This is a genomic window from Micromonospora sp. NPDC023888 (genome assembly GCF_040639415.1).
Taxonomy (GTDB): domain Bacteria; phylum Actinomycetota; class Actinomycetes; order Mycobacteriales; family Micromonosporaceae; genus Micromonospora.
The window spans coordinates 1-19,969 of the sequence record NZ_JBEZZW010000017.1; the positions used below are offsets into that span (position 1 = coordinate 1).

Sequence of the window (19,969 nt, forward strand, 5' to 3'; positions counted from 1 at the left end):
GACAGCTCGTGCGCTGCCACCTCGGGCCGCTGGTACAGCCCCTACGACGGTGCCACCTGGACGGCAGCCTCCGACGTCGACATCGACCACGTCGTCCCCCTTGCCGAGGCGTGGCGCTCCGGCGCCAACTCCTGGACAACCAGCCGCCGACAGAGCTTCGCCAACGACCTCACCCGCCCCCAGCTGATCGCGGTGACCGACAACGTCAACCAGTCCAAGGGCGACCAGGACCCCTCCACCTGGCAGCCCTCCCTGTCGTCGTACCGGTGCACCTACAGCAAAATGTGGATCACCGTGAAGTACAACTCGAGCCTCACCCTGCAGTCCTCGGAGAAGTCCGCACTACAGAGCATGCTCAACACCTGCGCCTCCTAACCAGCGCGTCCGCCCGGCCGGCAGTCATGTCGACGACGTGATCCGGCCGGGTCAACCGCTACAGAGCCCTCTGAACGTCAATCGGGACGCCGACTGGAACCATGGGCGACCCGCGGATGGCCCCCGCAGCACTCGTCCCATCGCCCATGAACCACGCTCTATGGCCAAATTGACTTAATGGGTCGCTGCAGAGCAGGCGGCCCCGCACAGCGCCTCGTGCTGGCAGGGCCGCCTTGGCTGTTCGCGGGAAGGGACTTGCGTGAGACGCCGCGTGAGCCCAGCGGCTGCTGGCTCGGTTACTGCGGCCGAGACCGCCGTGGCACGTCGTTATAGCGAGCGGTCAGCACTTCAAGCATGTGCTTGTCCGGGCCGAGAAAATACAGTCGTCGGCCGGTTCCGTCGCGATTGACCTCGCCGACCTCGGAAGGCCGCTTCCCGGGCGGGTCGGCTGTGTACGGCGTACCTTCGCTGTCAAAGCGGGACTTGATGCGGTCGAAAAGTTCGTCGGTTACCAGGAAGGCGTAGTGCTGGGGCTGCACCTCGACCGGCGGAGCCGCGAAGTTGATGACAACCGCATCATCGAGTTGTACGGACTGGAAGAAACCGTTCTCCCAGGGTTCACGCAGGTCGAGCAGGCCCATGAAGTAGTGGGCGGCAGCGTCGCGATCAGACACTGGGATGATCATGTGGTGCAGTGACGCGGGCATAGTCGTTCCTTGACGTTGTGCCACCTCCATCACCACAACGTCGTTGCGGCCAGACGCGATGACACCTCGCGACGACGATAAACCAGATGTACCCGGCACCTCAAGCATGCCTGCGGCGGGCAGTGCTCCCAATCAGCCATGCGGAGACGGCGCCCGTCAGGGACTGGCGCAGCTTCGAAGAAGCGTTGGTGGTAGACGTGTTGAGCAGCGTGAGCTTCAGCCTTCGCGTAGGTGAAGTGGCAGACAGGCCGCCCAGTCACGACGGTCCACAATCCATGCCTGGCTGTGTCCGGCGATCTTGACGAGGCAGGCGGCGTCTTGGACGGTGAGTGCGAGATCCCGGCCGCTGTCGCCTGGCAACGCGCCAGCGGCGGCGACTGGACCAGCTACGCCGCCGATGTCAGCCGCCGGAACAACACCCGATTCGGAGAATCGATGCCGTACCAACGCACTAGTTCTGACCAGCGAGCCCAGGCCGACGCCCCGGCCGGGATCCGGCTGGTCGCCTTCGACCTTGATGGCACCCTCACACGAGGGCAAACGTGCATGGAGGCCCTCGCCGACGCGTTCGGGTTCGCCGCTCAGATGTCCGTCTGGGAACAGTCGCGCACCGAACAGGAGCTCATCGCGGCGCGCCTCGGCATGTGGGAGCACCTCAAGCACCTCAGCATCGACGACATGGATGCGGTGCTCGCCGACATCCCGCTGGCGCCCGGCGCCATCGAGGGCATCACCGCGCTACACACGGCCGGCATCGCCACGATCATCGCGTCTCTCACCCACGCCCCCAACGTCGCCTACTTCGCCGGCCGCCTCGGCGTCAACGCACACTTCGGCACCGAACCCGACGGACACGGCGGATACCGCCACGTCTTCCCGGCAACCAAACCCACCCTGCTCGCCGAATACGCCAACGCCCTCGACGTTTCCCCCGAGCAAATCGCGGCCGTGGGTGACACTCCAAATGACGTACCGATGCTTCGCGCAGCCCGAATCTCGATCTACGTCGGCGCCACACTGCCCGAGGACTTCACACCAACCTGGCATCTCCCCGCAGCGTCCATCGACGAGATCGCCCGCATCATCCTCAAACCCGACGAGAGAAAAGCGCCGTCCTCGACCCGATAGACAGGGGTATTCGGACAGTTGGAATACCCCACGTCGCCAAAGCAGCTGCTGCAGAGCCACGTGGAAGACGGCTGGATCGCCGGACAGCAGCGCGCCGCTGGCCGGCTCGAACGACTCTTGTCATGAAGTGGGACCTGCGGTTGACCGCCGCAAACGCTGGCATCTGGAAGGTCGGCGCGCACGGGCAACGTCGCGCACCGGCTGACGGCACACAAACGAACTCCCATCCTCAGTAGTGGCTGGCCCGACGTCGCGCAGCCGCCCGCACCAGCCGGCATCGAGTCACGCTGTGCATCTTCGGCCCGGCGATGGCCGGCACCGTGCTGCTGCCGGCGAGGGGACCCGCATCGCGCCGACCACGTTCGACGACTGGTTCGCGGACAGCGACAAGACCACACATCCGACAGCATCGCCGAACTCCGGCCAGCGTCAGACTGACCCGGCGCACTCCGAGCCGGACCCAGCCGAAGAAGCCGCAACGAGCTGGAGGACGACCGGTCTGTCCTGGTTGAGCCGGCGGTGCCTGGTGCACTGTAGGCGATGCATTCACATCGGTAGTTCCGGAAGCTGAGCGGTGCGCCGTACTCGGGGCTTCGACTTCACCAACGGGCTGGTCGCCAGGCTCCAGGACTCCACCGGGGTGATGACGGCGCTGACCAAGGAGGCGACGTTTGCCTTCGGCGCCGCGTTCCTGCCGGAGCAGAAGGCGTTCGGCTGCCCGACCGGCGGCAGCGGGTTGGTGATGCTGGCTGGCCCGCATAAGGAGCGTAAGGACGCGGCGTTCGAGTTCGACCGGTTCGCCGCCAAGCCGGAGAACGTCGCGTAGTGGTCAGTCGACACCGGTTACCTGCCGTCCACCAAGGCGGCGCGGCAGACCCCGGAGTCGCAGAGGATCTTCACCGAGGGGCCGGGTTACAGCATTGCCGTCGAGCAGTTGCGAAGACCCAGGCGTAGGACCTGGTCCGGCTGCCGGTGCCGAACGCGAACAAGGTAACCACCTCGCCGCGCCGACACCCGCCGACCGCCAACCGCTCCGGGCGCAAACGCACTTGCGCCTCCTAGCCAGCGAGCGGTCACCCGGTCGACAGCCATACGGCGATCCGTCGACGGCGACGCCGCGCGGACTGTACCGATCCGAGTAGTCCAATCGGCGCGGACCGAGTTCGGCAGGTTGAAATGGGCGCCACCCGGGCAGGTTCTTCGGGCACCGGCAGTGATAGGCGGTCGCCGATCGGTAGCCAGTCTAGGCCGGACATTGTTACCTGAACTCGGCGCTATCCCCAGGGCGGTGTGTTTCCTCGACGAGTTGTTTCGGCACTACTGCGGGCGCTGCGCCGGGTCAGAGAGTGGAGACTCCGACAGCTCGGGCGGCGTAGCCGTCCTGGCCGGGGACTTCGTAGTAGCAGCGCACCCGCTGACCCGGCGTCAGGCTCCGGTACTCAGTTGGCCCTGCAACGATGTGGCTGAAGTGCACCCAGACGGTCAGATCAATGTGATCAAGGGCTACCGTTCCCCAGCCCTCTTCGAGGTTCCAGGTCTCCACCACGCCGGTGTCCTGCATACCCTGGTTCGTCATCTCCTGGCCGGTCGTCATTAAAGTTAGCAGGTGGCCTGCGCGGCGAAGGTTGTCGAGCTGCGCTGCGCGTCGTTGACTGCCGAGGGTGTCGCTCGGGGGGTGTTGGTGTCGACGTGCCGAGGCTTCCTCCGTACTTGTCGGTATGGCGGAAGGCCTGCTCAGGGCTCTGGTCACTCGGCCACGCTTGGGGCAGGTACTGCTCGACTGGTTCCCATGCCGCAAGGTCGGTCGCGGTGTCGCGGCCTCGAGTATGCACGCTGACCGAAGCCGGCAACCTCCTTCTCTACTTGGCCGACCCCACGGTTTTTCTGGCGGCGAACCGCTGATCGTGCGATCAGCGCATGGTCGCTCAGTCAACCTCCGTAGACCCCGATGGCGACGGCCGCGGATGAGCCGACGCGCGCATCTGTCGATGACCGGACGTTGCGGCTTTGCGTAGGCCACCATGCTTGTCACAGCGAGGTACGGTCGCAGCGATCGGATTTCAGGGAGCACCAGTCGCTCAGTCCCGGCAACGAAGGACGAGTCCATGTCCACTCTGTACGAATTTGCCGGCGGCGACGCGGCGCTGCATCGTCTGGAGGAACTGTTCTATACCAAGGTGCTGGACGACCCCGTGCTGCGCAGCGTGTTCCCCGCTCGCCAGCCGAGCCATGTCGAACACCTCACCTGGTTTACCGCCGAGTCCTTCGGCGGCCCCGACAGGTTCACCACCGGACTGGGATTTCAGTACATCATTGACGTTCACCGCCACCTGAAGATCACCGACGAGCAGCGGGAGCGGTTCGTCGCCCTTTACCTCGAAGCGATCGATGAAGCCGGCCTACCGGACGATGACGCTTTCCGCGCGGCCGTGCGCGAACACCTCGAGTTCGGCGCCCGCGTGGCCCAGCAGAACTCGCGTGCCGAGAGCGATGACCAGCTGCATCCGATCCGTGAGGTCCCCGCTTGGACGTGGCCGCGACAGTCTGAAAACTGACGGGCATCCGCGAATCCTGACGTCCTCGAGGCTCCCGACGGCCAGCTGCCACGGACGTCCGCACATGCCGCGATCCGCTCGATTTGTTCGCGGCGCCAGTCCGCCGAAGTGACCTTGGACGCTACGGGGGGCTGGTAGGAGGGCGCGCGCCGGTCGGGAGTGATCGACAATGGTTGCGTGCTTTCCGACGTTCGTGCCTACTACAAAGACCTCGCGACCACTGGGCTGCCGGTGGCGATGTGCTGGACGGTGGCACGGCCGCTGGGCGTTGCCCTGACCCTCGAGGACGTCGCGTCCCGCCTTGGTGGCGACCCCCGACGATCTCGACGTGCTTGACCTGTCCGAAGCCTACGAAATCGGCCCGAACGACGGATGGGTCCTGCATCTCGATCAGGTAGGCCCTGCTGTCACCATTTTCGCAAACAACGGCTTCCAGGGAGCCCGCCCGGAGGTGCTGCGAGCGTTCAGCGTCGACGCGGAGGTTCGCAGTGCCTAATGGAACGTCAACGCGGTGACACCGGTTCAGCTTTGCCACGTAGGGCGAGCTCATCACCGCGATGGAAGCTGGCTGGACACGCGGAGGCGTCAGACCCGACGCGCTCGACGCCGAGCTTGCTGATCGCTACGGCGCCATGCGTACTCCCAGTCTGTGGGTGGCAGGAATGCTCGCTGCGGTCGAGCACCGTACCGGTATCCGTCTTGATTGCGACCAGCGTGCTGAGGTGTCGTAGCCGCGGACTAGGGCGCGTCCTGCCGACCTGTGAGTGGGGGTTGATCGTTGACGATGTGCCGGTGGTACGTCGTGGTGAGTTGACCGATGAGGCGTGGGTGGTGATCGCGCCGCTGCTTCCCGAGTCGGGCGGTTCGAGGGGGCGGTGGCGGGATCATCGGCAGGTCATCAATGGGATTCTGTGGAAGCTGTGTACGGGCGCGCCGTGGCGTGACCTGCCGGAACGCTTCGGCCGTGGAAGACCTGCCATGAGCGCCTGCGGCGGTGGAACGCTGACGGCACGTGGGATCGGATCCTGGCCGCGGTGCAGGTCCATGACGACGGCACAGCGGTGCAGTGGACGATCAGTATCGACTCGTCGATCGTGCGGGCGCACCAGCATGCCGCTGGTGCCCGCAAAAAGGGGCTCCGCAACAAGTCCGGCGACGCCTGGTGCGCGAGATGGCGAGGCCATCGGCCGATCCCGTGGAGGGCTGAGCACGAAGATCCACCTCGCGGTCGACGGACGCGGCCGACCGTTGTCGCTCCTGCTCACCCCCGGTCAGGCCGGCGACAATCCCCAGCTCCTGACGTTGCTCGACGCGATCCGCGTCAACGAGCCCGGACCTGGACGACCCCGCAAGCGCCCCGAGGTGCTCATCGCCGACAAGGGCTACGCGCTTGACTCGACGCGTCGAGCCCTGCGGCAGCGAGGAATCCGGCACGTCATCCCCGAACGCAGCGACCAGGTCCGCCCGCCGGGCAGCCAAGGGCAGCACCGGCGGACGACCACCAGCCTTCGACAAGGCGATCTACAAGAAGCGCAACGTCGTAGAACGCTGCTTCAACCGGCTCAAACAGTGGCGTGACCTGGTCACCCGCTACGCCAAACGCGCATCCCTCTACCGCGCGAGCCTCATCCTGATCGCTGCCGCCATCTGGCTTCCATGATCGACAGGACAGACCCTAGGCAGTCGCGGCCGGGGCGTACTCGGGCTCGCGACCCTCGCTCGCATCCGTGGCGTTGTTGGGGTCCGCTGTGGAGCGCCGCACTACCAGCGCCAGCCCGGCGATGACGATGGCGGCCGCGGCCAGCTCCGTCACGCCGACGGGCTCATCCAGCAGCAGCCACGCCGCGCTGAGCCCGAAGACAGGCACCAGGAGGCTGAACGGCGCCACTCTCGCGATCGAGTACTGGGCGATCAGCCGGTTCCAGATACCGAAGCCGACGAGGGTCGACACGTACGCGATGTACGCCACGGCTAGCAGTCCGCGCCACGACAGGCCGGTGATCGCATCGAGCACCGCCTGTCCGCCGTCGACCACGCCGGCCAGGCCGAGCAGCGGTAACGGCGGTACCAGGCTCGACCAGACCAGCAGCGAGAGCGGTCGCGTCTCGCCGCTGGCCCGCATGACTAGGTTTGCCGTGGCCCAGCTGGCCGCCGCGAACAGCGTCAGCGCGAAGCCGATCACCGTGGCGTGGCCGCCGCTGCCGATTGCCAGCACCCCGATCCCGACCGATCCGACCAGTACGCCGGCCACCTGCGCCCGCGCCGGCCGCTCGCCGAGCACTGCCGCAGCCAGCAGCACCGACATAAGCGCCTGCGCCTGCAGCACCAGCGAGGCCAGACCGGCGGACATGCCGGCTGCGAGCGCCGTGAACAGTGCGCCGAACTTCAGGACGCCGAGCACCAGCCCGTAGGTGATCACGTAGCGGAGCCGGGCGCTGGGGCGCGGCACCAGGAAGACCAGCGGCACCGCCGCCGCGACGAAGCGCAGCGCGGTCAGCACGAGCGGCGGCAGGTCGCGCAGGCCCAGCTCGATGGCGACGAAGTTGACGCCCCAGATAGCGGCGACGAGCAGGGCGAGAAGTCGGTGTGATGCTTTCATGCCGGCTACGCTGCCCGAGGCAACGCTTAAGGACCAGTTCAATGTTCTTCATCGCTGATGTAGCGTGGCTACATGAATCTTGACGTACGCCGGCTCCGCGTGCTGCACGAGGTTGCGCTGCGCGGCAGCGTCACCGCCGCCGCCGCGGCGCTGCACGTCACTCCGTCGGCGGTCTCCCAGCAGCTCGCTCAGCTGTCCCGAGAGGCCGGGCACGAACTGGTCGAGCGGGCCGGGCGCGGGATCGTCCTCACCCCTGCCGGCCAGGTGCTGGCCAGCCACGCGAAGGACGTGCTGGGCGCGGTGGAGCAGGCGGTGGCCGGGCTCGCCGCGCTCCGCCACGGCGTCAGCGGTACGGTGCGGGTCGGCGCGTTCGCGTCCGCAGCCGGCGCGCTGGTGGCCCCCTCCGCCGCACGCCTGCGGGCGAAGCACCCAAAACTAGACGTGCGGGTGATCGAGGCCGAAGACCAGCAGAGCCGCCTCGACCTGCGCTCCGGCACCCTCGATGTAGTGGTGCTGCAGGAGTACGACCACGTGCCCGCGCCGCTGGTCAATGACCTGGACCGGCATCCGGTCACCACCGACCCGATGCACCTGATCACCCCGGTCGCGTGGCGCCGTCGCACCGGCCGGCTGAGCGAGCTGAGTGACGTGCCATGGATCGCCAGCGCCGAGCACACGCCGTGTCTACGGTCCACATTGCACGCTTGCCGGCTCGCCGGCTTCGAGCCGGACATCAGGCACCGTGCCGTCGACTTCGCGCTCACGCTGGACCTCGTCGCGGCCGGGCTGGGCGCCGCGCTGGTGCCGGAGTTGGCACTGCGCCACGTGCCACCGGGGGTGCACGTGGAGCCACTGGTCGAGCCGGTCACCGAGCGGCGCATCTTCGCAGTCACCCGCGCCCTCGGTGGCACGCCGCAACGGCCCGCGGTGGACGCCCTCCTGGCGGAGCTGAGCCGCCCGACCGGCGTCCCCCGTGGACAGCTTGCGCCGATCATCGCCTGATGTACGTGCTTTGACCCCCGATCGACGAGCATTCGGCCATGATCGGGGCAACGGACGTTGCCGTCAGTCCGCGCGCACGTCAAGCCCGAGGTCGGTGGCGATGACCAGGAAGTTCAAGCATCACGGGAAGCGAACTCTTCACATCGTCAATGTCGCCGACCGCAGTGCCTAGGCTGATCGTCAGCGAGGAAACATCCTCGTCATCGACTTGTACAGGTCCTCGACAACACGGGCAGCCATCAGGCACGGGCGGTCTCTGGCGTGACTTCATCTCCCGCCATTTGGTCACCGGCGGTTGAGCCGTCGAGTCGGCCCCAGCTCATGATCACGTGCACGGATCTGCCGCTGTCCGCGCATCATGAGCAGCCGATTGGTGGGTGGCGACGCTCGCACATGCCGAGTTGCGGATGTGTGGTCACTCGACGTCGGCGGGGTGTCCAGAAGATAGGTACTGGCTCGTCAGCACCCCGGCCGGGCGACGGCGGACCGCCATGATGCGGCAACCGCGGACAGGCGGATGGCTTACCGCCGACCCGCGAAGTGTCTGTGTGGGCCGATACCATCCCAGCGCTGACCGGCGAGGATGGAGCTTTCGATGTCCGACACTCCCTTGACTGACGCCCGCGACCCCGCTGGCGTGGTGACTGGCATGGTTTATCAGGTCCTTGAGATGGCCCAGACATGGACGCATTGGGACGGGCAGCCGCGGTCGGTGGACGACCGGGTCTACAGCCCGCACAAGGCAATCCGGCGTGTCACCGACCATCTCATCGACCACCTGGCCGAGGTCGAAGCGCGAATCGCCGGCGTACCGACGATCCCGGATCACTGGCACGCTTCCGCGATCACCACAACCGCCGACCTGGCGCCGTTCACTCCCGAGGATCTTGACGAGGCACGCAGCCGCTTAACCCGGCTCGCGCAGATTTTCGAGGTCAGGCTTCGACGGCTCTCGGACGCCGAGCTCGACCAGCGGCAAGCCGGTGCCTGGTCGGTTCGGCAGATCGCCTTCCATCTGGAGGAGTCCCTCTACTACGCCAAGGCCATCGGCAGCTTGAGCTGAAGGTGCGTCACAACATCACGCTGATTGGGGAACGAGGCGCCCTTCAGCACCCCACCGATGTCCGCATCTGCCGCCGTCCGCGCACCTAGCACTGGCGGAGTCGTCACGCTTTGTGGCCGGCCTCTGGTGTCAGTTGACGTCCGGACATGCCGAGATCAGGGCATCCGATCTTGACCGTCGGCACTGCTTCGTCAACCGCCACCGTGGCAGCCCGTTCGGGCTCTCGGGATCTTGGCGGATGCGGTAACCGTGGCCGCCGAGCACCGGCTTGAGCCCGGGCTCAGATGTCGTGGAGGAACAGGGTCATGCCGCGTAGGCGGTCACCGGCCAGAGTGAGCACCACCGATTTCGGCGCAGTAGCGGTCCAGCAGTGCGCTGCGGCCGCCTCCGCAGCGGCCACCGACGCATGCTTGACGCTGCCGTAGGCGTCAACAAACTGTCGGAGCCGGGACCGGATGTCCACGACGGGGTCGACGGGCCGGCGGCATCCCAGTCGATGAACGCCACCGGTACCCGTCGCGGTAGACGCTGTTCCACGGGCCAAGGCCGCCGTGCGAGATGACTTCCGCAGCGCGCGGCGGACGGGCTGGAGACGATACTCCGTGTCGGCGTGCCGGTAGTTCCAGATCAAGATCAGGGACGAACCTCGCCTGGCCTACTACGAGTGATCCCACCGTCGGCGGTCGGCGTCTCTGTCAACGCTGGTCTGGCCGCCGCCACACGGATTGTGCCTGTCCGTCGAGCGGAAGACGTGCGGCTTGTGCTCACCGTCGACCGTGCATCGCTCGTTCCGTTCATTGTGCCACTGCATCCTGGTGGCCTCACACTCCGCCCGGTGGTACGGGTACGGATCACGAGCTTGAACGTCCAGCAGCCACGCCGGACGCACCCCCGCAGAATCCGACGGCGTGCTGCTGCCCCATTCGCACGCCGGCCCACACTCTTGATCTATCTCCAGGGTTGAGCTGTCAGGATCAGCCGCGAACAGTTCCAGATCCTCTGCATAGCGGACGAGCAGTTGCGTCCAGGACGGGGCCAACACGTCCCACGAGGCGCATTCGACATCAACCCGAACCACCTGTCCGGGCGTTCCGCCCGGTGCCGGATCAAAGTCGAGAAACCACGTCACGTCGCCATTCATGTCGCCCACGACCACCGCGCCCGGCGAACCTACAATCGGCCGCACCGGCCCATTCAGAAAGAGGTGGTTCCCGCCGTCGACCAGGTACGCCCAGACCCTAAGGTCGTCCCAGTTCGGCTCCGGATGGTAGTTGTCGCGCCACATCCGCGTCGCCTCGACGATGCCGTCGGTGTCGTAGAGGCAATCCAGCGGTATCGGGCTGGGCTGATGCTGTCCGTCCGCGCTAACCATCCATTTAGTTCCATTGTGAATGCGGAGGCTGGCGCGGAAATCCTGCGGCAGTGGCACGGCCAAGGCGGCCTCGACCGCATCGATGGCCTGAACCGCGGCCGGCGCGTTGAGCTGCCGTAGGGAAGCCGGCAGGACGTGACTCAGGCCAGCCTCGACCCGCGCCCACGCCTCGGCAACGCGCTTGTCGACATCGGCTCCAGTGTCAGTCACGACGCAAACTCTAGACATCGCCACCGCAGACGCAACTACCCCATCTGTCGCCGAGCGGGCGCGCTGGACACCGGCGCCCCGTCACTCCCCGTACGCCATCGATCAGCTTGTCAGACGCACGCTCGTGCCGATCAGAGCGCGCCGCCCTATGCGGCCGGTCCGCTCGTCTGGGGCCTCATGTCGACCCATGTCGTAAGACAAAGCGGGTGACCGGCCGGATCCGCGTACACGTAGCATTGCTCGCTGTTGGGCTGGAACTCGTACTTCCTCGCTCCCGCCTTCAACACGCGCAGTTCTGCGGCAGCGCGGTCCTCGACGTAGAACTCAAGGTGCACCTGGACGGACGATGCGGGGTCGGGCCAGATCGGGGGCGTGTAGCCGACTACCCGCTGGAAGTCCATGCGGCCGGTCGGGCAGATGACCGTGGCCCAGTACTCATCCAGATTGGTAATCGTGCCATCGGTGATCTCGGCATAGAAGGTCGCCAGCAGCTCCGTGTCGAGACAGCCCAGAGTGACCGAGGCGGGCCGGATGGAGTCGGACATGGTCGTCTCCCTGATCAGCATTCGGCGCCGGATCGCGGACGCTACCAGGTTCACTGATCTGCCGCCGTCCGCGCACCTAGCACTGGCGGAGTCGTCACGCTTTGTGGCCGGCCTCTGGTGTCAGTTGACGTCCGGACATGCCGATGACCGTGCATCAGCGCCGGAGTTCGTTCGCCGATCCAGTCGGCAACTTAATTGCTGGTCCGGACCTGACCCGCGCACACCGACGAAGCCCTTTGAGTAGGAGACCTGCCGAGTCCTGCGAGAACATCACCATCCGGCGCTGGAACGGAAACTGTCTGCGGCCTCGGCCAGAAGGGTCTTGATCTCTTCACCGTTGCTGGCGTCCCCGGTCGCTTCGCAGTGGACGATCAGGCTGTGGGCCAGGGCGAGGTCGAACCCGCGCTCGCGCAGGATGTCGGCGGACTCCAGGGCCAGCCACGCGGCGCCCGCCCGGTCGCCGGCCCGGGCGGCGATTGCCGCCTGGACGCCGAGCGTCATCCCCTCGAAGCCCCGGTAACCGGCCTCGCGGGCCAACTCCAGCGCCTGGGTCGCCCGGGCGCCGGCCAGATCGAGCTCGCCCCGGCGCAGGTGGCCGTGGGCGAGACCGATGAGTGCCTCCGCGTAGGGCTGGGCGGAGGTAGCCACGAGAGACAGCCGCAGGGCCCGATGCAGGTAGGTGATCGACAGTCGGTGCTGCCCCGTCACGCGGCGGACGGTGGCGAGGCCGCACAGCAGCAACGCCTGCGCGTGCGGATCGGTGAGGCCGCGCAGGGCCCGCAGACCGCTCACCGCGATCTGGCGGGCGACTGTCGCGTCGCCCTGGAAGAGGCGTACGACCGCCAGGTATCCGGACGCGGCAGCCTGCCCCTCCACATCGCCGAGCCGCTCGTAGAGGTTGATAGCCCTGGTGAGGCGCTCCGCGGCCGAGCCGAGGCGGCCCCGCTCGAGTTCGAGATGGCCGAGGTTGATCAGCACCGAGGCGGTCCCCCGGCGGGCGTTGTTGGCGGTCTGCAACGTCAGCGCCCGTTCCAGGTCGGGTGCGGCCAGGTCGAGCCGGCCGGTCAGCATCCGCACGGTACCGAGGTTGTTGAGCGCGATCCCCGCCCCGGACGTGTCGCCGGCGGCCCGCTGCCGGTTGCGTACGTGCATCAGTTGTCGTTCGGCGGCCCGGATGTGCCCGATGCGGGAGTGCTGGACGGCGAGGATCGACCGGGCCGACGTCTCGCACCGGAGCCAGCCCGCCTGGCGGCTGGACCGCGCCCCCCACCGTGCGTTGTCCATGGCTTCGGCCGGCTCGCCAAGGAACAGATGGGCCAGGGCGAGACTCGTGCGCAGCATCGCCCGGACCCGCAGGACGTTGCCGGCCCGGGCGCGGTGAGCGCGGAGGGCGGCGAGCCCGGCCCGGGTGACGGCGAACCAACCGTCCATGTCCCGATGGGACATGAACCGTACCCGCAGCGCGGCGGCCAGCCGCCAGGCCATGTCGGGCACACCACGGTCGCTGGCCAGCAGAGCGGCGGACCGCAGGTGCTCGTACTCCTGGTCGAGCCAGGCGATCGCGTGCCCGGGATCGCCGAACATCTCCCCGCCGTGTTTCTCCAACTGGATTAGCTGCGGCGACAGGAGCCGCCCGGCGGCGAGTAGCCGGCGCAGGTAGTAGCCGTATGCGCGGCGCACCGCCGCCTCGCGGTGGGCCCCGGGAACCGTCCGCACGACCAGGTCGGCCGCGTACTCGTGCACGAGGTCGTGCACGAATACGCGGCAGCCGACGACGGTGAGCAGGTGCGCGTCGGCCAGACCCAGCACGGCCGGCTCGGCCGCGCTGGTTGGCACGCCAAGCAGCGCCGCCGCCACCGACTGGTCGAACTCGGTCATGGGCAACAGTCCGATCAGCGCGAACAGTCGCTGGGCCGTCGGTTCGAGCCGGCTGTGGGAGTGACGGAACGCGGTGGCCAGCGCGCTGCCCGGGTCGCCGCGCGTCTCAAGGTGGGTCAGGCGGTTGCCGGCGGCCAACTGGCGGGCCCGGGTCGCGATCGGGTCGGCCAGTCCGCTCGGTAGGTCGGCCGCGGCGATGCGGATCGCCAGTGGGAGGTAGCCCACGATCCGGGCCAGGTCGCGCGCCGCGGCGGGCTCCGCCGCGAGCACCTCCGGGCCGACGATTCGACCGATCAGGTCGACCGCGTCGGGCTCGTTGAGCACGCCGACGTCAACGGAGCCCGCCCCGTCGCGTACGACCAGACCGAGTAGGCGGTCCCTGCTGGTGACGATCACCCGCGCGTGTCGGCCGCCCGGCAGCACTGGCCGCACCTGGTCGGCGTCATGGGCGTCGTCGAGCACCACGAGCAGCCGCAGGTCCGCGGTCATCGACCGGAACAGCGCCGCCGCCTGCTCGTCGTCGGATGGCACATGGTCGGCCGGGATGCCGAGGCTGCCCAGCAGCTGCCCCAGCGCGGCGGTCACCGTCAGCGCGGGCTGCGGCCCGAACCCCCGCAGGTTGACGAAGATCTGACCGTCCGGGAACGCCGATGCGGCGGCATGGGCCCACCGCAGGGCGAGCACCGTCTTGCCGGCACCCGCCATTCCCGACACGACGGCGACGCGGCCGTCCTCGCTCAGCAGGGCCTTGTCGAGCAGCACCAACTCCGACCGTCGGCCCACGAAGTGTCGCCCCAGCGTCGGAAGCTGCCTCGGAAGCGGCGCGGCTCGCGGGCCGGACGGGACCAGGAGCCCACCCGTGCTCGCGTCGACCGCGGCGTCTGCCGCGACCGGGGGCCCCGCGTCGCGCTGCTCGTAGCCGTTCGCGGCGGCATGGCGGTCGAAGCCGCGTAGCCAGCGTTCGGCGTCGGTCGGGTTGAGGCAGGCGCGTAGAAAGGCGGCGACAACCTCGCGGCGGGGCAGGCCCGGCCCGCGCAGCGCGCTCGCGAGGGTGCTGCGCGGCAGGACGTCGCCGACCGCGGTGGCTCGGCTCTCCAACTCGCGGTAGGTCAGCCGGGACTCCTGCTTGAGTCGACGCAGTTGCAGGAGTATCTGTTCGACGCCCGTCATGTCGATTGCGACGTCATCGTCCGACATCTGCCGCCCCCCGCGTTAGGCGTTGCGGGCGTGACCGCCCCGCATGACCCGGCGGGACGTCACTGTCCTGTCCGGACTCGGGTCCGAGACTACCGAAGCAATCCCGTTGACATACAACGGCTTGCCCGGGACAGAAGGATGCCCGACGAGCCGCCCGCGATGGCCGAGGTTGGCGACTTCATCGCTCTGACCAACGGCGTAAGCCTGCCAAAGGAGTGGGTCGACATGATCGGTTGATGGAGCGCGACCTGACCCCTGAACACCGAGACCATGGACAGAACATCGTCGTGGCCGCCGCCGACAAGGCGGCCACGACGGTGTTTCTGTCTCGGCCGGTTCGGAATGGTTGGACAGTCAGTCCGTCCGGTTGAAGCGACGGGCGGCGACCACGAGTGCGAGCAGGCCCAGTAGCACCATGACGGCGAGTTCGAGGGCGACAGGTGGTTGCCAGCCACCCCAGACCGGGCCGCTCCCCACGGGACCGACGCCCTCCACGGAGGCCATCCGGCGGATCGCGTCGACCGCGTAGGTAAGCGGGTTTGCCAGGATGACCGGAGTCAGCCACCCCGGCAGGGCACCGACCGGGAACAGCGCGCCGGAGAGCATCACCAGCGGCAGGGTCACCATGCCGAGCATCGCCTGGAAGGTCTCGACCCGGCGGACGAGCACAGCGGCGAGCGCGCCGAGCATCGTCAGGGAGAAGGCGATCAGCCACATCGCGCCGAAGAGCAGCAGGAGCAGGCCGGGGTCGGCGGGCAGCCCCACCAGTGGTCCGAGGATCAGCAGCAGTGCGGCCTGGAGCGCGGCGGCGCTCGCTCCGCCCATGCACCGGCCGACGAGCAGGGTGTCGCGGCGCACGGGTGCGACGAGGGTCGCGCGTAGCAGCCCTGCCTCTCGGTCCCGGACGATGGCACCGCCGGCACGCAGCGCCGGCATCTGCACGGCCATGATCAGGATTCCGGGAAAGAGGTACCCCACGTAGCTGCCCCGATCCGCGCCTGCGGCACCGGTGGCCGGCGTGTCGAGCATGGTGTCAAGGCCGGGCCCGAGCAGGAAGAGGAACAGCAGCGGACTCAGCAGGGTCATCGCCACCTGCGTCCGACTGCGTACGAGGCGCAGCATCTCCCGCTGCCACAGAGCCCAGACCGCCCGCAGCTCGCGGGTGAGCGAGCCACCCGTGGGCAGGGCGTCGTCGACCGGCGGGACCGTGCTGCTAGTCGGAACCGTCTGGTGTCTCATTGGAGGCACTCACCTTCGGTGACCACCCGCCCGGTGTGGCGGAGGAAGACATCGTCGAGCGTCGGGGGCGAGACGTGCACCGCGTTGATGGGCGTGTCGAGGACCGCGCACAGCCGGGGTACGAGGGCCGCGCCGTTCTCGGTGACCATTCGGACGCCCTGCGCGTCGACCGTGGCGTCGCACCCGAAGTCACGCCGGATCTGCATCGCCGCGCGCGCGTCGTCTGCGGTGTTCAGCCGCACGACGTCGGCGTGTACCGTCGCCTTGAGCTCCTCGGGTGTGCCACGCACGGCCGCGCGGCCCCGGTCGAGCACCAGGATCCGGTCACAGCGTTCGGCCTCCTCCAGGTGATGAGTGGTGAGGAAGACGGTGAGCGGGCGGGCGCGGCGAAGCGCGTGGATGTGGTCCCACACGCCGGCCCGGCTGTGCGGGTCCAGGCCGGCGGTCGGTTCGTCGAGGAACAACACCGCCGGCTCGTGCAGCAGACCCCGGACGATCTCGAGACGCCGGCGCATGCCGCCGGAGAGGGTCCTGGCGAGCCGGTCACGCCGTTCGGCCAGACCGAAGAGGTCGAGGAGATGCCGGGCCCGGGCGGGGAACGTGCGGCGGGGCAGGCCGTAGAGGTGGTCGTGCAACCGGAGGTTCTCCATGAGGGTGAGGTCGCCGTCCGTGGTGCTCTCCTGCAGGACCAGGCCGATGAGCCGGCGTACCTCGGTGGACGACCGCACGACGTCGAACCCGGCGACGCTGGCGTGACCGCTGTCCGGACGGGTCAGGGTGCAGAGCATCGCGATCGTCGTCGACTTGCCGGCGCCGTTGGGGCCGAGGAAGCCGAACATCTCGCCCGCCGCGACCGTGAGGTCGAGGCCGTCGACCGCGGCGACGCCGTCGTAGGCCTTGCGCAGCGACTCGGCGACGATGGCGCTCACGCTGGCACCTCCCGCCGGTCGACCCGGATCACCGGACGCTGCCGGACGAAGCGGGGCATCGGGCCGTCGGCGTTGCGGCCCTTCTCCAGCACGGCGACGTTGTGGTAGAAGTGCGCACCGACCAGCGTGGTGTCGAACCGGGTGGGCCGAGAGCTGGCCGCGGCGTCGTGCTCCTCATGGTTGAGGCCGTCGAGCAGCTGTTTGAGAAAACCCATGCTCGTGCTGGCGTCGTGGAGGTTCGTCGCGTTGCCGCCGTAGGAGGGCCAGTAGGAGGTCTGCAGGTCCTCGATCACGTAGAGGCCGCCGGGGCTAAGGGCGGGGAACAGCGCGTTGAAGGCGAGGATCACGTCGGCGCAGGCGTGGCTGCCGTCGTCGATGACGATGTCGAGCGGGCCGAGTCTCTCCGCCAGGCTGCCGACGAAGTTGGGATCGGAAAGGTCGCCCTGGATGGGGAAGACGCGTTGTTCGGCGGCGGCGCTCTTGTCGAACACGTCGACGCCGTAGATCAGCGCCCGGGGGAAGTGCCGCTTCCACATCCGCAGCGAACCACCGCCGCTGCCCGGAATGGCGTACCCACCGATGCCCAACTCGACGATGGTCAGTTCCTGCTCGCGTAGCGGCGCGAAGTGCCGTTCGTAGATAGGCGTGTAGAAGTGTGGGCCCCACTTGTCGGAGCCGTTGGCCAGGGCCAGCTCGTCGAGTCGCGCGGGTTCGCCGGCGGCGCCGCGCAGCAACCGCTGCACCACGGGAGCGGCGGCGACGCCGACCATGAACTCCCTCGGGTCGTCGACATCACCCCAGTCGATCCGCCGGCACAGCGCGTGGGTAGCCAGTGGCCCACCGAACACCGCCCTGGTCAAGGCGACGAGTTCCAGTTCGACCAGCACCGGTCGGGCGCCGTCGGGGCAGGAGTGACCGTGGCGGACCCGCCCCTCCTCGAAGGACACCGAGTGCGCCAGGGTACGACCATCGAAGTCCAGATCGAACCTGACCGTCACCGGTCCTGGCAGCGGGCCGACCTCGCCGAGGTCGGCCCGGCTGATCAACTCGTCGACCAGGGTCGCCGCGACACGGGCCGGTCCCAGCCGGGAGATGGCCTCCGCGACCGCGTCGTCACCGGCAGCCGCGGAGCGGATCAGCACGCGAAGGTCAGTCGGCTCGCGGAGCGTACTCATGCTGCCTCTCCTGTTCTTCGAAGGCGCGGACCGTAGATCGCTTCCAGGACCTCGACCGCGGCGGCGGCCCCGCCCTCGGCGCGCAGGTTCCGGCCCAGCGCCTGGGCGGCGCGGGTGCGGGCGGGATCGGTGAGGCAGGCCCGCAGGGCGGTGCTGAGCACGGTTGTGCTCAGGTCGCGTTGCCAGATCGGCGGTGGCGCGACACCCCGGGCGTGCAGGTGCGTCGCCCAGCTCATCTGCTCCACGTGGAACGGCAGCGCGACCTGCGGTAGGCCCGCGGCGAGTGCGTGGTGGGTGGTGCCGAGACCACCGGCGTGGACGGCGGCGCGGACCCGGGGGAACAGCCAGTCATAGTCAACGTCGTCGACGACCAGGACATCGTCGCTCGTCTCGGGGTCGTCGATCGCGATGCCGCCGGCACCGGCGACGACCACCGCACGCACTCCCACGCGGCGAGCTGCCTCGACGACCATCCGGCCGGTCTGTCGGGGGTCGGTGCCCACCAGGCTGCCCAGGCCGAAGAAGACCGGCGGCGCGCCCTGCTCCAGGAATCGCACCAGCCTCGGCGGTGGCGCCACTCGGTCGGTCGGCAGGAACCAGAATCCGGTGGTGTGGACCCAGGGTGGCCAGTCGGGTGCCGGTTCGACCAGGTGCCGACTGAAGGCGTGCAGGACCGGGACCGGGCGGTTGTCGACCTGATGGAACCGGTCATGCATGCCCGCCCGGGGCGGCAGTCCCAGGTCCCGCTCCCGCCACCGCTCGACGCACTTCCTCGTCGAAGCGGGCTCGCCCCGAAGCCGTGCCCGCACGTGAGTGCGCAGGTTCTCGCGGCTGGGACCGTCGTCGCGCGGTCGGGGCGCCTCGGTGCCCAGGGCGTCGACGGTCGGATAGTAGGCCGAGGTGACCCCGTGCGGGTTGAGCAGGCCGAGCACGGTGGGCACTCCGATCTTCTCGGCGACGTGGTGCCCGTAGTCGGCACGGTGCACGACCAGATCGGCGTCCGCCGCGGCCTCCAGGAGGCCGGTGAGGTGGGCGGGGAACAGCCGGTCGCGGATCTCCAGAGCCAGGTCCGGATGGCGACCCGTCGCCCTGCCATCCTCGATCTGCCTGCGCATCCGGGGGTCGTGGATGAGGTTGAGGAGCCCGGCGTCACGGGCGGCGAACTCCACGCCGTGCCGGGCGGCGAGACCCGCGTAGGTCGAGGGTGCGGCGAGGATCGCCTCGTGGCCGGCGGCGTTGAGCGCACAGGCGAGAGCGACGTAGGGCTCGGTGTCGCCCCGGCTGCCGTAGGTGCACACCAGGACCCTCATGACGCGTCCCGCCCGACCGGCGGCACCACCATCATCGCCCGGAAATAGTGGATGTCGGAGCCGGGCTCTCCGATCGGACGGCCGTCGACGGCGACCCAGGCGTGCGCCTGGAACGGGTCGGTCCGCACGCCGGTGCACCACTGCGGCCAGGCGCCTCCCGCCCGGCACAGCAGCGCGGTGGCGATGGCCCGTTGCAGGCACCACTGGCCCCGGCAGCGGGGGCTGACCGCGACGATCGCGTTGCGGGCACGGCTGGCCTCCGCCTCGGTCGCCGGGCGGGCGCCCCGGCGGGCGAACTCCAGCACCTTCCGCAGCCGGTGCGGTGTGACCCGCGCCAGCACCCGGCCCAGACCGGCGGCGGCGACAGCGCCCGGCACGAGCGACAGTGGCGGGGTCGTGGGACGCTCGATCATCACTCCGGCTGGCATGATTCCACCAGCCTCGCGTCGAGCAGCGCGTCCACCAGCGAATTCACGTCCGCTTCCACGCGTTCCCCGCAGTCGGGGAACCGTTCGCGGAGGGCGGCGGAGACGCCGTCGGGCGTTCGGCCGTCGAGCAGCATCCGCACGGTCGTCGCTCCGGTGCCGTTGAGCTGCCAGTAGCGGCCTGACCGCTGGTCGAGCAGCACGAGACCGTTGCTGGTTTCGGCGGCTGTCACTTCTGGAGCCAGTGCGAGACTCATCTC

General features: G+C 68.6%; 21 protein-coding genes. 9 read left to right on the forward strand and 12 right to left on the reverse strand.

Features of this window, described 5'->3' with window-relative positions; translation table 11 throughout:
- Positions 1–375: DUF1524 domain-containing protein (locus AB0F61_RS17195; RefSeq protein ID WP_357810235.1), on the forward strand; the 375-nt coding region annotated here is incomplete at its 5' end.
- A 296-nt stretch (positions 376–671) separates the two neighbouring features.
- Here AB0F61_RS17195 and AB0F61_RS17200 read toward each other — a convergent pair.
- Complete coding sequence (locus AB0F61_RS17200) at positions 672–1,049, reverse strand: VOC family protein (protein WP_357810238.1); 378 nt, start codon at positions 1,047–1,049, stop codon at positions 672–674.
- A 318-nt stretch (positions 1,050–1,367) separates the two neighbouring features.
- Between AB0F61_RS17200 and AB0F61_RS17205 the strand changes: the two genes are divergently transcribed.
- Together AB0F61_RS17205 and AB0F61_RS17210 are read left to right on the forward strand one after the other, a co-directional pair.
- Positions 1,368–2,210: an HAD family hydrolase gene (locus AB0F61_RS17205; protein WP_357810240.1), complete on the forward strand. Its 843-nt coding sequence runs from the start codon at positions 1,368–1,370 to the stop codon at positions 2,208–2,210.
- 574 nt (positions 2,211–2,784) lie between these two features.
- Entirely contained in the window at positions 2,785–3,036 is a 252-nt protein-coding gene (locus AB0F61_RS17210) for a hypothetical protein (RefSeq protein WP_357810243.1), read from the forward strand.
- A 513-nt stretch (positions 3,037–3,549) separates the two neighbouring features.
- On the opposite strand, the gene AB0F61_RS17215 is transcribed toward AB0F61_RS17210, so the two are convergent.
- Positions 3,550–3,804, reverse strand: coding sequence for a cold shock domain-containing protein (locus AB0F61_RS17215; RefSeq protein WP_357810245.1), 255 nt, complete (start codon positions 3,802–3,804; stop codon positions 3,550–3,552).
- A gap of 511 nt (positions 3,805–4,315) precedes the next feature.
- On the opposite strand from AB0F61_RS17215, the gene AB0F61_RS17220 reads away from it, so the two are divergent.
- The 3 genes from AB0F61_RS17220 (at position 4,316) to AB0F61_RS17230 (ending at position 6,343) form a co-directional block, all read left to right on the forward strand.
- Complete coding sequence (locus AB0F61_RS17220; protein WP_357810248.1) at positions 4,316–4,765, forward strand: group II truncated hemoglobin; 450 nt, start codon at positions 4,316–4,318, stop codon at positions 4,763–4,765.
- Between the two features lie 328 nt (positions 4,766–5,093).
- Entirely contained in the window at positions 5,094–5,261 is a 168-nt protein-coding gene (locus AB0F61_RS17225; RefSeq protein WP_357810251.1) for a hypothetical protein, read from the forward strand.
- The gene (locus AB0F61_RS17230; RefSeq protein WP_357810253.1) at positions 5,261–6,343 is read left to right on the forward strand and encodes an IS5 family transposase; all 1,083 of its coding nucleotides are present in this window, start codon (positions 5,261–5,263) and stop codon (positions 6,341–6,343) included. The genes AB0F61_RS17225 and AB0F61_RS17230 overlap by 1 nt, the downstream gene beginning before the upstream one ends.
- A 97-nt stretch (positions 6,344–6,440) precedes the next feature.
- Here the strand turns inward: AB0F61_RS17230 and AB0F61_RS17235 are convergent, their stop codons facing one another.
- Complete coding sequence (locus AB0F61_RS17235; RefSeq protein WP_357810256.1) at positions 6,441–7,364, reverse strand: EamA family transporter; 924 nt, start codon at positions 7,362–7,364, stop codon at positions 6,441–6,443.
- A 72-nt stretch (positions 7,365–7,436) separates the two neighbouring features.
- On the opposite strand from AB0F61_RS17235, the gene AB0F61_RS17240 reads away from it, so the two are divergent.
- Both AB0F61_RS17240 and AB0F61_RS17245 read left to right on the forward strand, forming a co-directional pair.
- The gene (locus AB0F61_RS17240; RefSeq protein WP_357810258.1) at positions 7,437–8,366 is read left to right on the forward strand and encodes a LysR family transcriptional regulator; all 930 of its coding nucleotides are present in this window, start codon (positions 7,437–7,439) and stop codon (positions 8,364–8,366) included.
- A gap of 595 nt (positions 8,367–8,961) precedes the next feature.
- A complete protein-coding gene (locus AB0F61_RS17245; RefSeq protein WP_357810261.1) occupies positions 8,962–9,429 on the forward strand; it encodes a hypothetical protein in 468 nt (155 codons plus the stop codon).
- A gap of 658 nt (positions 9,430–10,087) precedes the next feature.
- On the opposite strand, the gene AB0F61_RS17250 is transcribed toward AB0F61_RS17245, so the two are convergent.
- The 3 genes from AB0F61_RS17250 to AB0F61_RS17260 all read right to left on the reverse strand — a co-directional run bounded on the left by AB0F61_RS17250 (position 10,088) and on the right by AB0F61_RS17260 (position 14,631).
- Entirely contained in the window at positions 10,088–11,011 is a 924-nt protein-coding gene (locus AB0F61_RS17250; protein WP_357810264.1) for an SMI1/KNR4 family protein, read from the reverse strand.
- A gap of 146 nt (positions 11,012–11,157) precedes the next feature.
- On the reverse strand, positions 11,158–11,556 hold the full coding sequence (locus AB0F61_RS17255; RefSeq protein WP_357810266.1) for a VOC family protein: 399 nt from the start codon (positions 11,554–11,556) through the stop codon (positions 11,158–11,160).
- Between the two features lie 270 nt (positions 11,557–11,826).
- Complete coding sequence (locus tag AB0F61_RS17260) at positions 11,827–14,631, reverse strand: tetratricopeptide repeat protein (RefSeq protein WP_357810269.1); 2,805 nt, start codon at positions 14,629–14,631, stop codon at positions 11,827–11,829.
- Positions 14,632–14,769: 138 nt separating this feature from the next.
- Between AB0F61_RS17260 and AB0F61_RS17265 the strand changes: the two genes are divergently transcribed.
- Positions 14,770–14,868 carry a lasso RiPP family leader peptide-containing protein gene (locus tag AB0F61_RS17265; protein ID WP_357810272.1) on the forward strand — a complete coding sequence of 33 codons (99 nt, stop codon included), beginning with the start codon at positions 14,770–14,772 and terminating at the stop codon, positions 14,866–14,868.
- A gap of 117 nt (positions 14,869–14,985) precedes the next feature.
- On the opposite strand, the gene AB0F61_RS17270 is transcribed toward AB0F61_RS17265, so the two are convergent.
- The 6 genes from AB0F61_RS17270 to AB0F61_RS17295 are packed head-to-tail and all read right to left on the reverse strand — an operon-like array spanning position 14,986 to position 19,966.
- Positions 14,986–15,870 carry an ABC transporter permease gene (locus AB0F61_RS17270; RefSeq protein ID WP_357810275.1) on the reverse strand — a complete coding sequence of 295 codons (885 nt, stop codon included), beginning with the start codon at positions 15,868–15,870 and terminating at the stop codon, positions 14,986–14,988.
- Positions 15,867–16,799 (reverse strand): ATP-binding cassette domain-containing protein, encoded by a 933-nt coding sequence (locus tag AB0F61_RS17275; RefSeq protein ID WP_357810278.1) that lies wholly within the window; start codon positions 16,797–16,799, stop codon positions 15,867–15,869. The genes AB0F61_RS17270 and AB0F61_RS17275 overlap by 4 nt, the downstream gene beginning before the upstream one ends.
- Complete coding sequence (locus AB0F61_RS17280) at positions 16,796–17,974, reverse strand: hypothetical protein (protein WP_357810280.1); 1,179 nt, start codon at positions 17,972–17,974, stop codon at positions 16,796–16,798. Before AB0F61_RS17280 ends, AB0F61_RS17275 begins: the two co-directional genes overlap by 4 nt.
- The gene (locus AB0F61_RS17285) at positions 17,971–19,284 is read right to left on the reverse strand and encodes a glycosyltransferase (protein WP_357810283.1); all 1,314 of its coding nucleotides are present in this window, start codon (positions 19,282–19,284) and stop codon (positions 17,971–17,973) included. Before AB0F61_RS17285 ends, AB0F61_RS17280 begins: the two co-directional genes overlap by 4 nt.
- Complete coding sequence (locus AB0F61_RS17290) at positions 19,281–19,712, reverse strand: lasso peptide biosynthesis B2 protein (RefSeq protein ID WP_357810285.1); 432 nt, start codon at positions 19,710–19,712, stop codon at positions 19,281–19,283. Before AB0F61_RS17290 ends, AB0F61_RS17285 begins: the two co-directional genes overlap by 4 nt.
- Positions 19,697–19,966 (reverse strand): lasso peptide biosynthesis PqqD family chaperone, encoded by a 270-nt coding sequence (locus AB0F61_RS17295; RefSeq protein WP_357810287.1) that lies wholly within the window; start codon positions 19,964–19,966, stop codon positions 19,697–19,699. Before AB0F61_RS17295 ends, AB0F61_RS17290 begins: the two co-directional genes overlap by 16 nt.
- Between the last annotated feature and the right edge of the window lie 3 nt (positions 19,967–19,969).

Excerpts from the sequence above, each read along its gene's own strand:
- AB0F61_RS17215 (WP_357810245.1), bottom strand. The coding sequence starts at position 3,804 with ATGACGACCGGCCAGGAGATGACGAACCAGGGTATGCAGGACACCGGC.
- AB0F61_RS17220 (WP_357810248.1), top strand. The coding sequence starts at position 4,316 with ATGTCCACTCTGTACGAATTTGCCGGCGGCGACGCGGCGCTGCATCGT.
- AB0F61_RS17230 (WP_357810253.1), top strand. The coding sequence starts at position 5,261 with ATGGAACGTCAACGCGGTGACACCGGTTCAGCTTTGCCACGTAGGGCG.
- AB0F61_RS17235 (WP_357810256.1), bottom strand. The coding sequence starts at position 7,364 with ATGAAAGCATCACACCGACTTCTCGCCCTGCTCGTCGCCGCTATCTGG.
- AB0F61_RS17240 (WP_357810258.1), top strand. The coding sequence starts at position 7,437 with ATGAATCTTGACGTACGCCGGCTCCGCGTGCTGCACGAGGTTGCGCTG.
- AB0F61_RS17245 (WP_357810261.1), top strand. The coding sequence starts at position 8,962 with ATGTCCGACACTCCCTTGACTGACGCCCGCGACCCCGCTGGCGTGGTG.
- AB0F61_RS17255 (WP_357810266.1), bottom strand. The coding sequence starts at position 11,556 with ATGTCCGACTCCATCCGGCCCGCCTCGGTCACTCTGGGCTGTCTCGAC.
- AB0F61_RS17260 (WP_357810269.1), bottom strand. The coding sequence starts at position 14,631 with ATGTCGGACGATGACGTCGCAATCGACATGACGGGCGTCGAACAGATA.
- AB0F61_RS17265 (WP_357810272.1), top strand. The coding sequence starts at position 14,770 with ATGCCCGACGAGCCGCCCGCGATGGCCGAGGTTGGCGACTTCATCGCT.
- AB0F61_RS17270 (WP_357810275.1), bottom strand. The coding sequence starts at position 15,870 with ATGAGACACCAGACGGTTCCGACTAGCAGCACGGTCCCGCCGGTCGAC.
- AB0F61_RS17280 (WP_357810280.1), bottom strand. The coding sequence starts at position 17,974 with ATGAGTACGCTCCGCGAGCCGACTGACCTTCGCGTGCTGATCCGCTCC.
- AB0F61_RS17285 (WP_357810283.1), bottom strand. The coding sequence starts at position 19,284 with ATGAGGGTCCTGGTGTGCACCTACGGCAGCCGGGGCGACACCGAGCCC.
- AB0F61_RS17290 (WP_357810285.1), bottom strand. The coding sequence starts at position 19,712 with ATGCCAGCCGGAGTGATGATCGAGCGTCCCACGACCCCGCCACTGTCG.
- AB0F61_RS17295 (WP_357810287.1), bottom strand. The coding sequence starts at position 19,966 with ATGAGTCTCGCACTGGCTCCAGAAGTGACAGCCGCCGAAACCAGCAAC.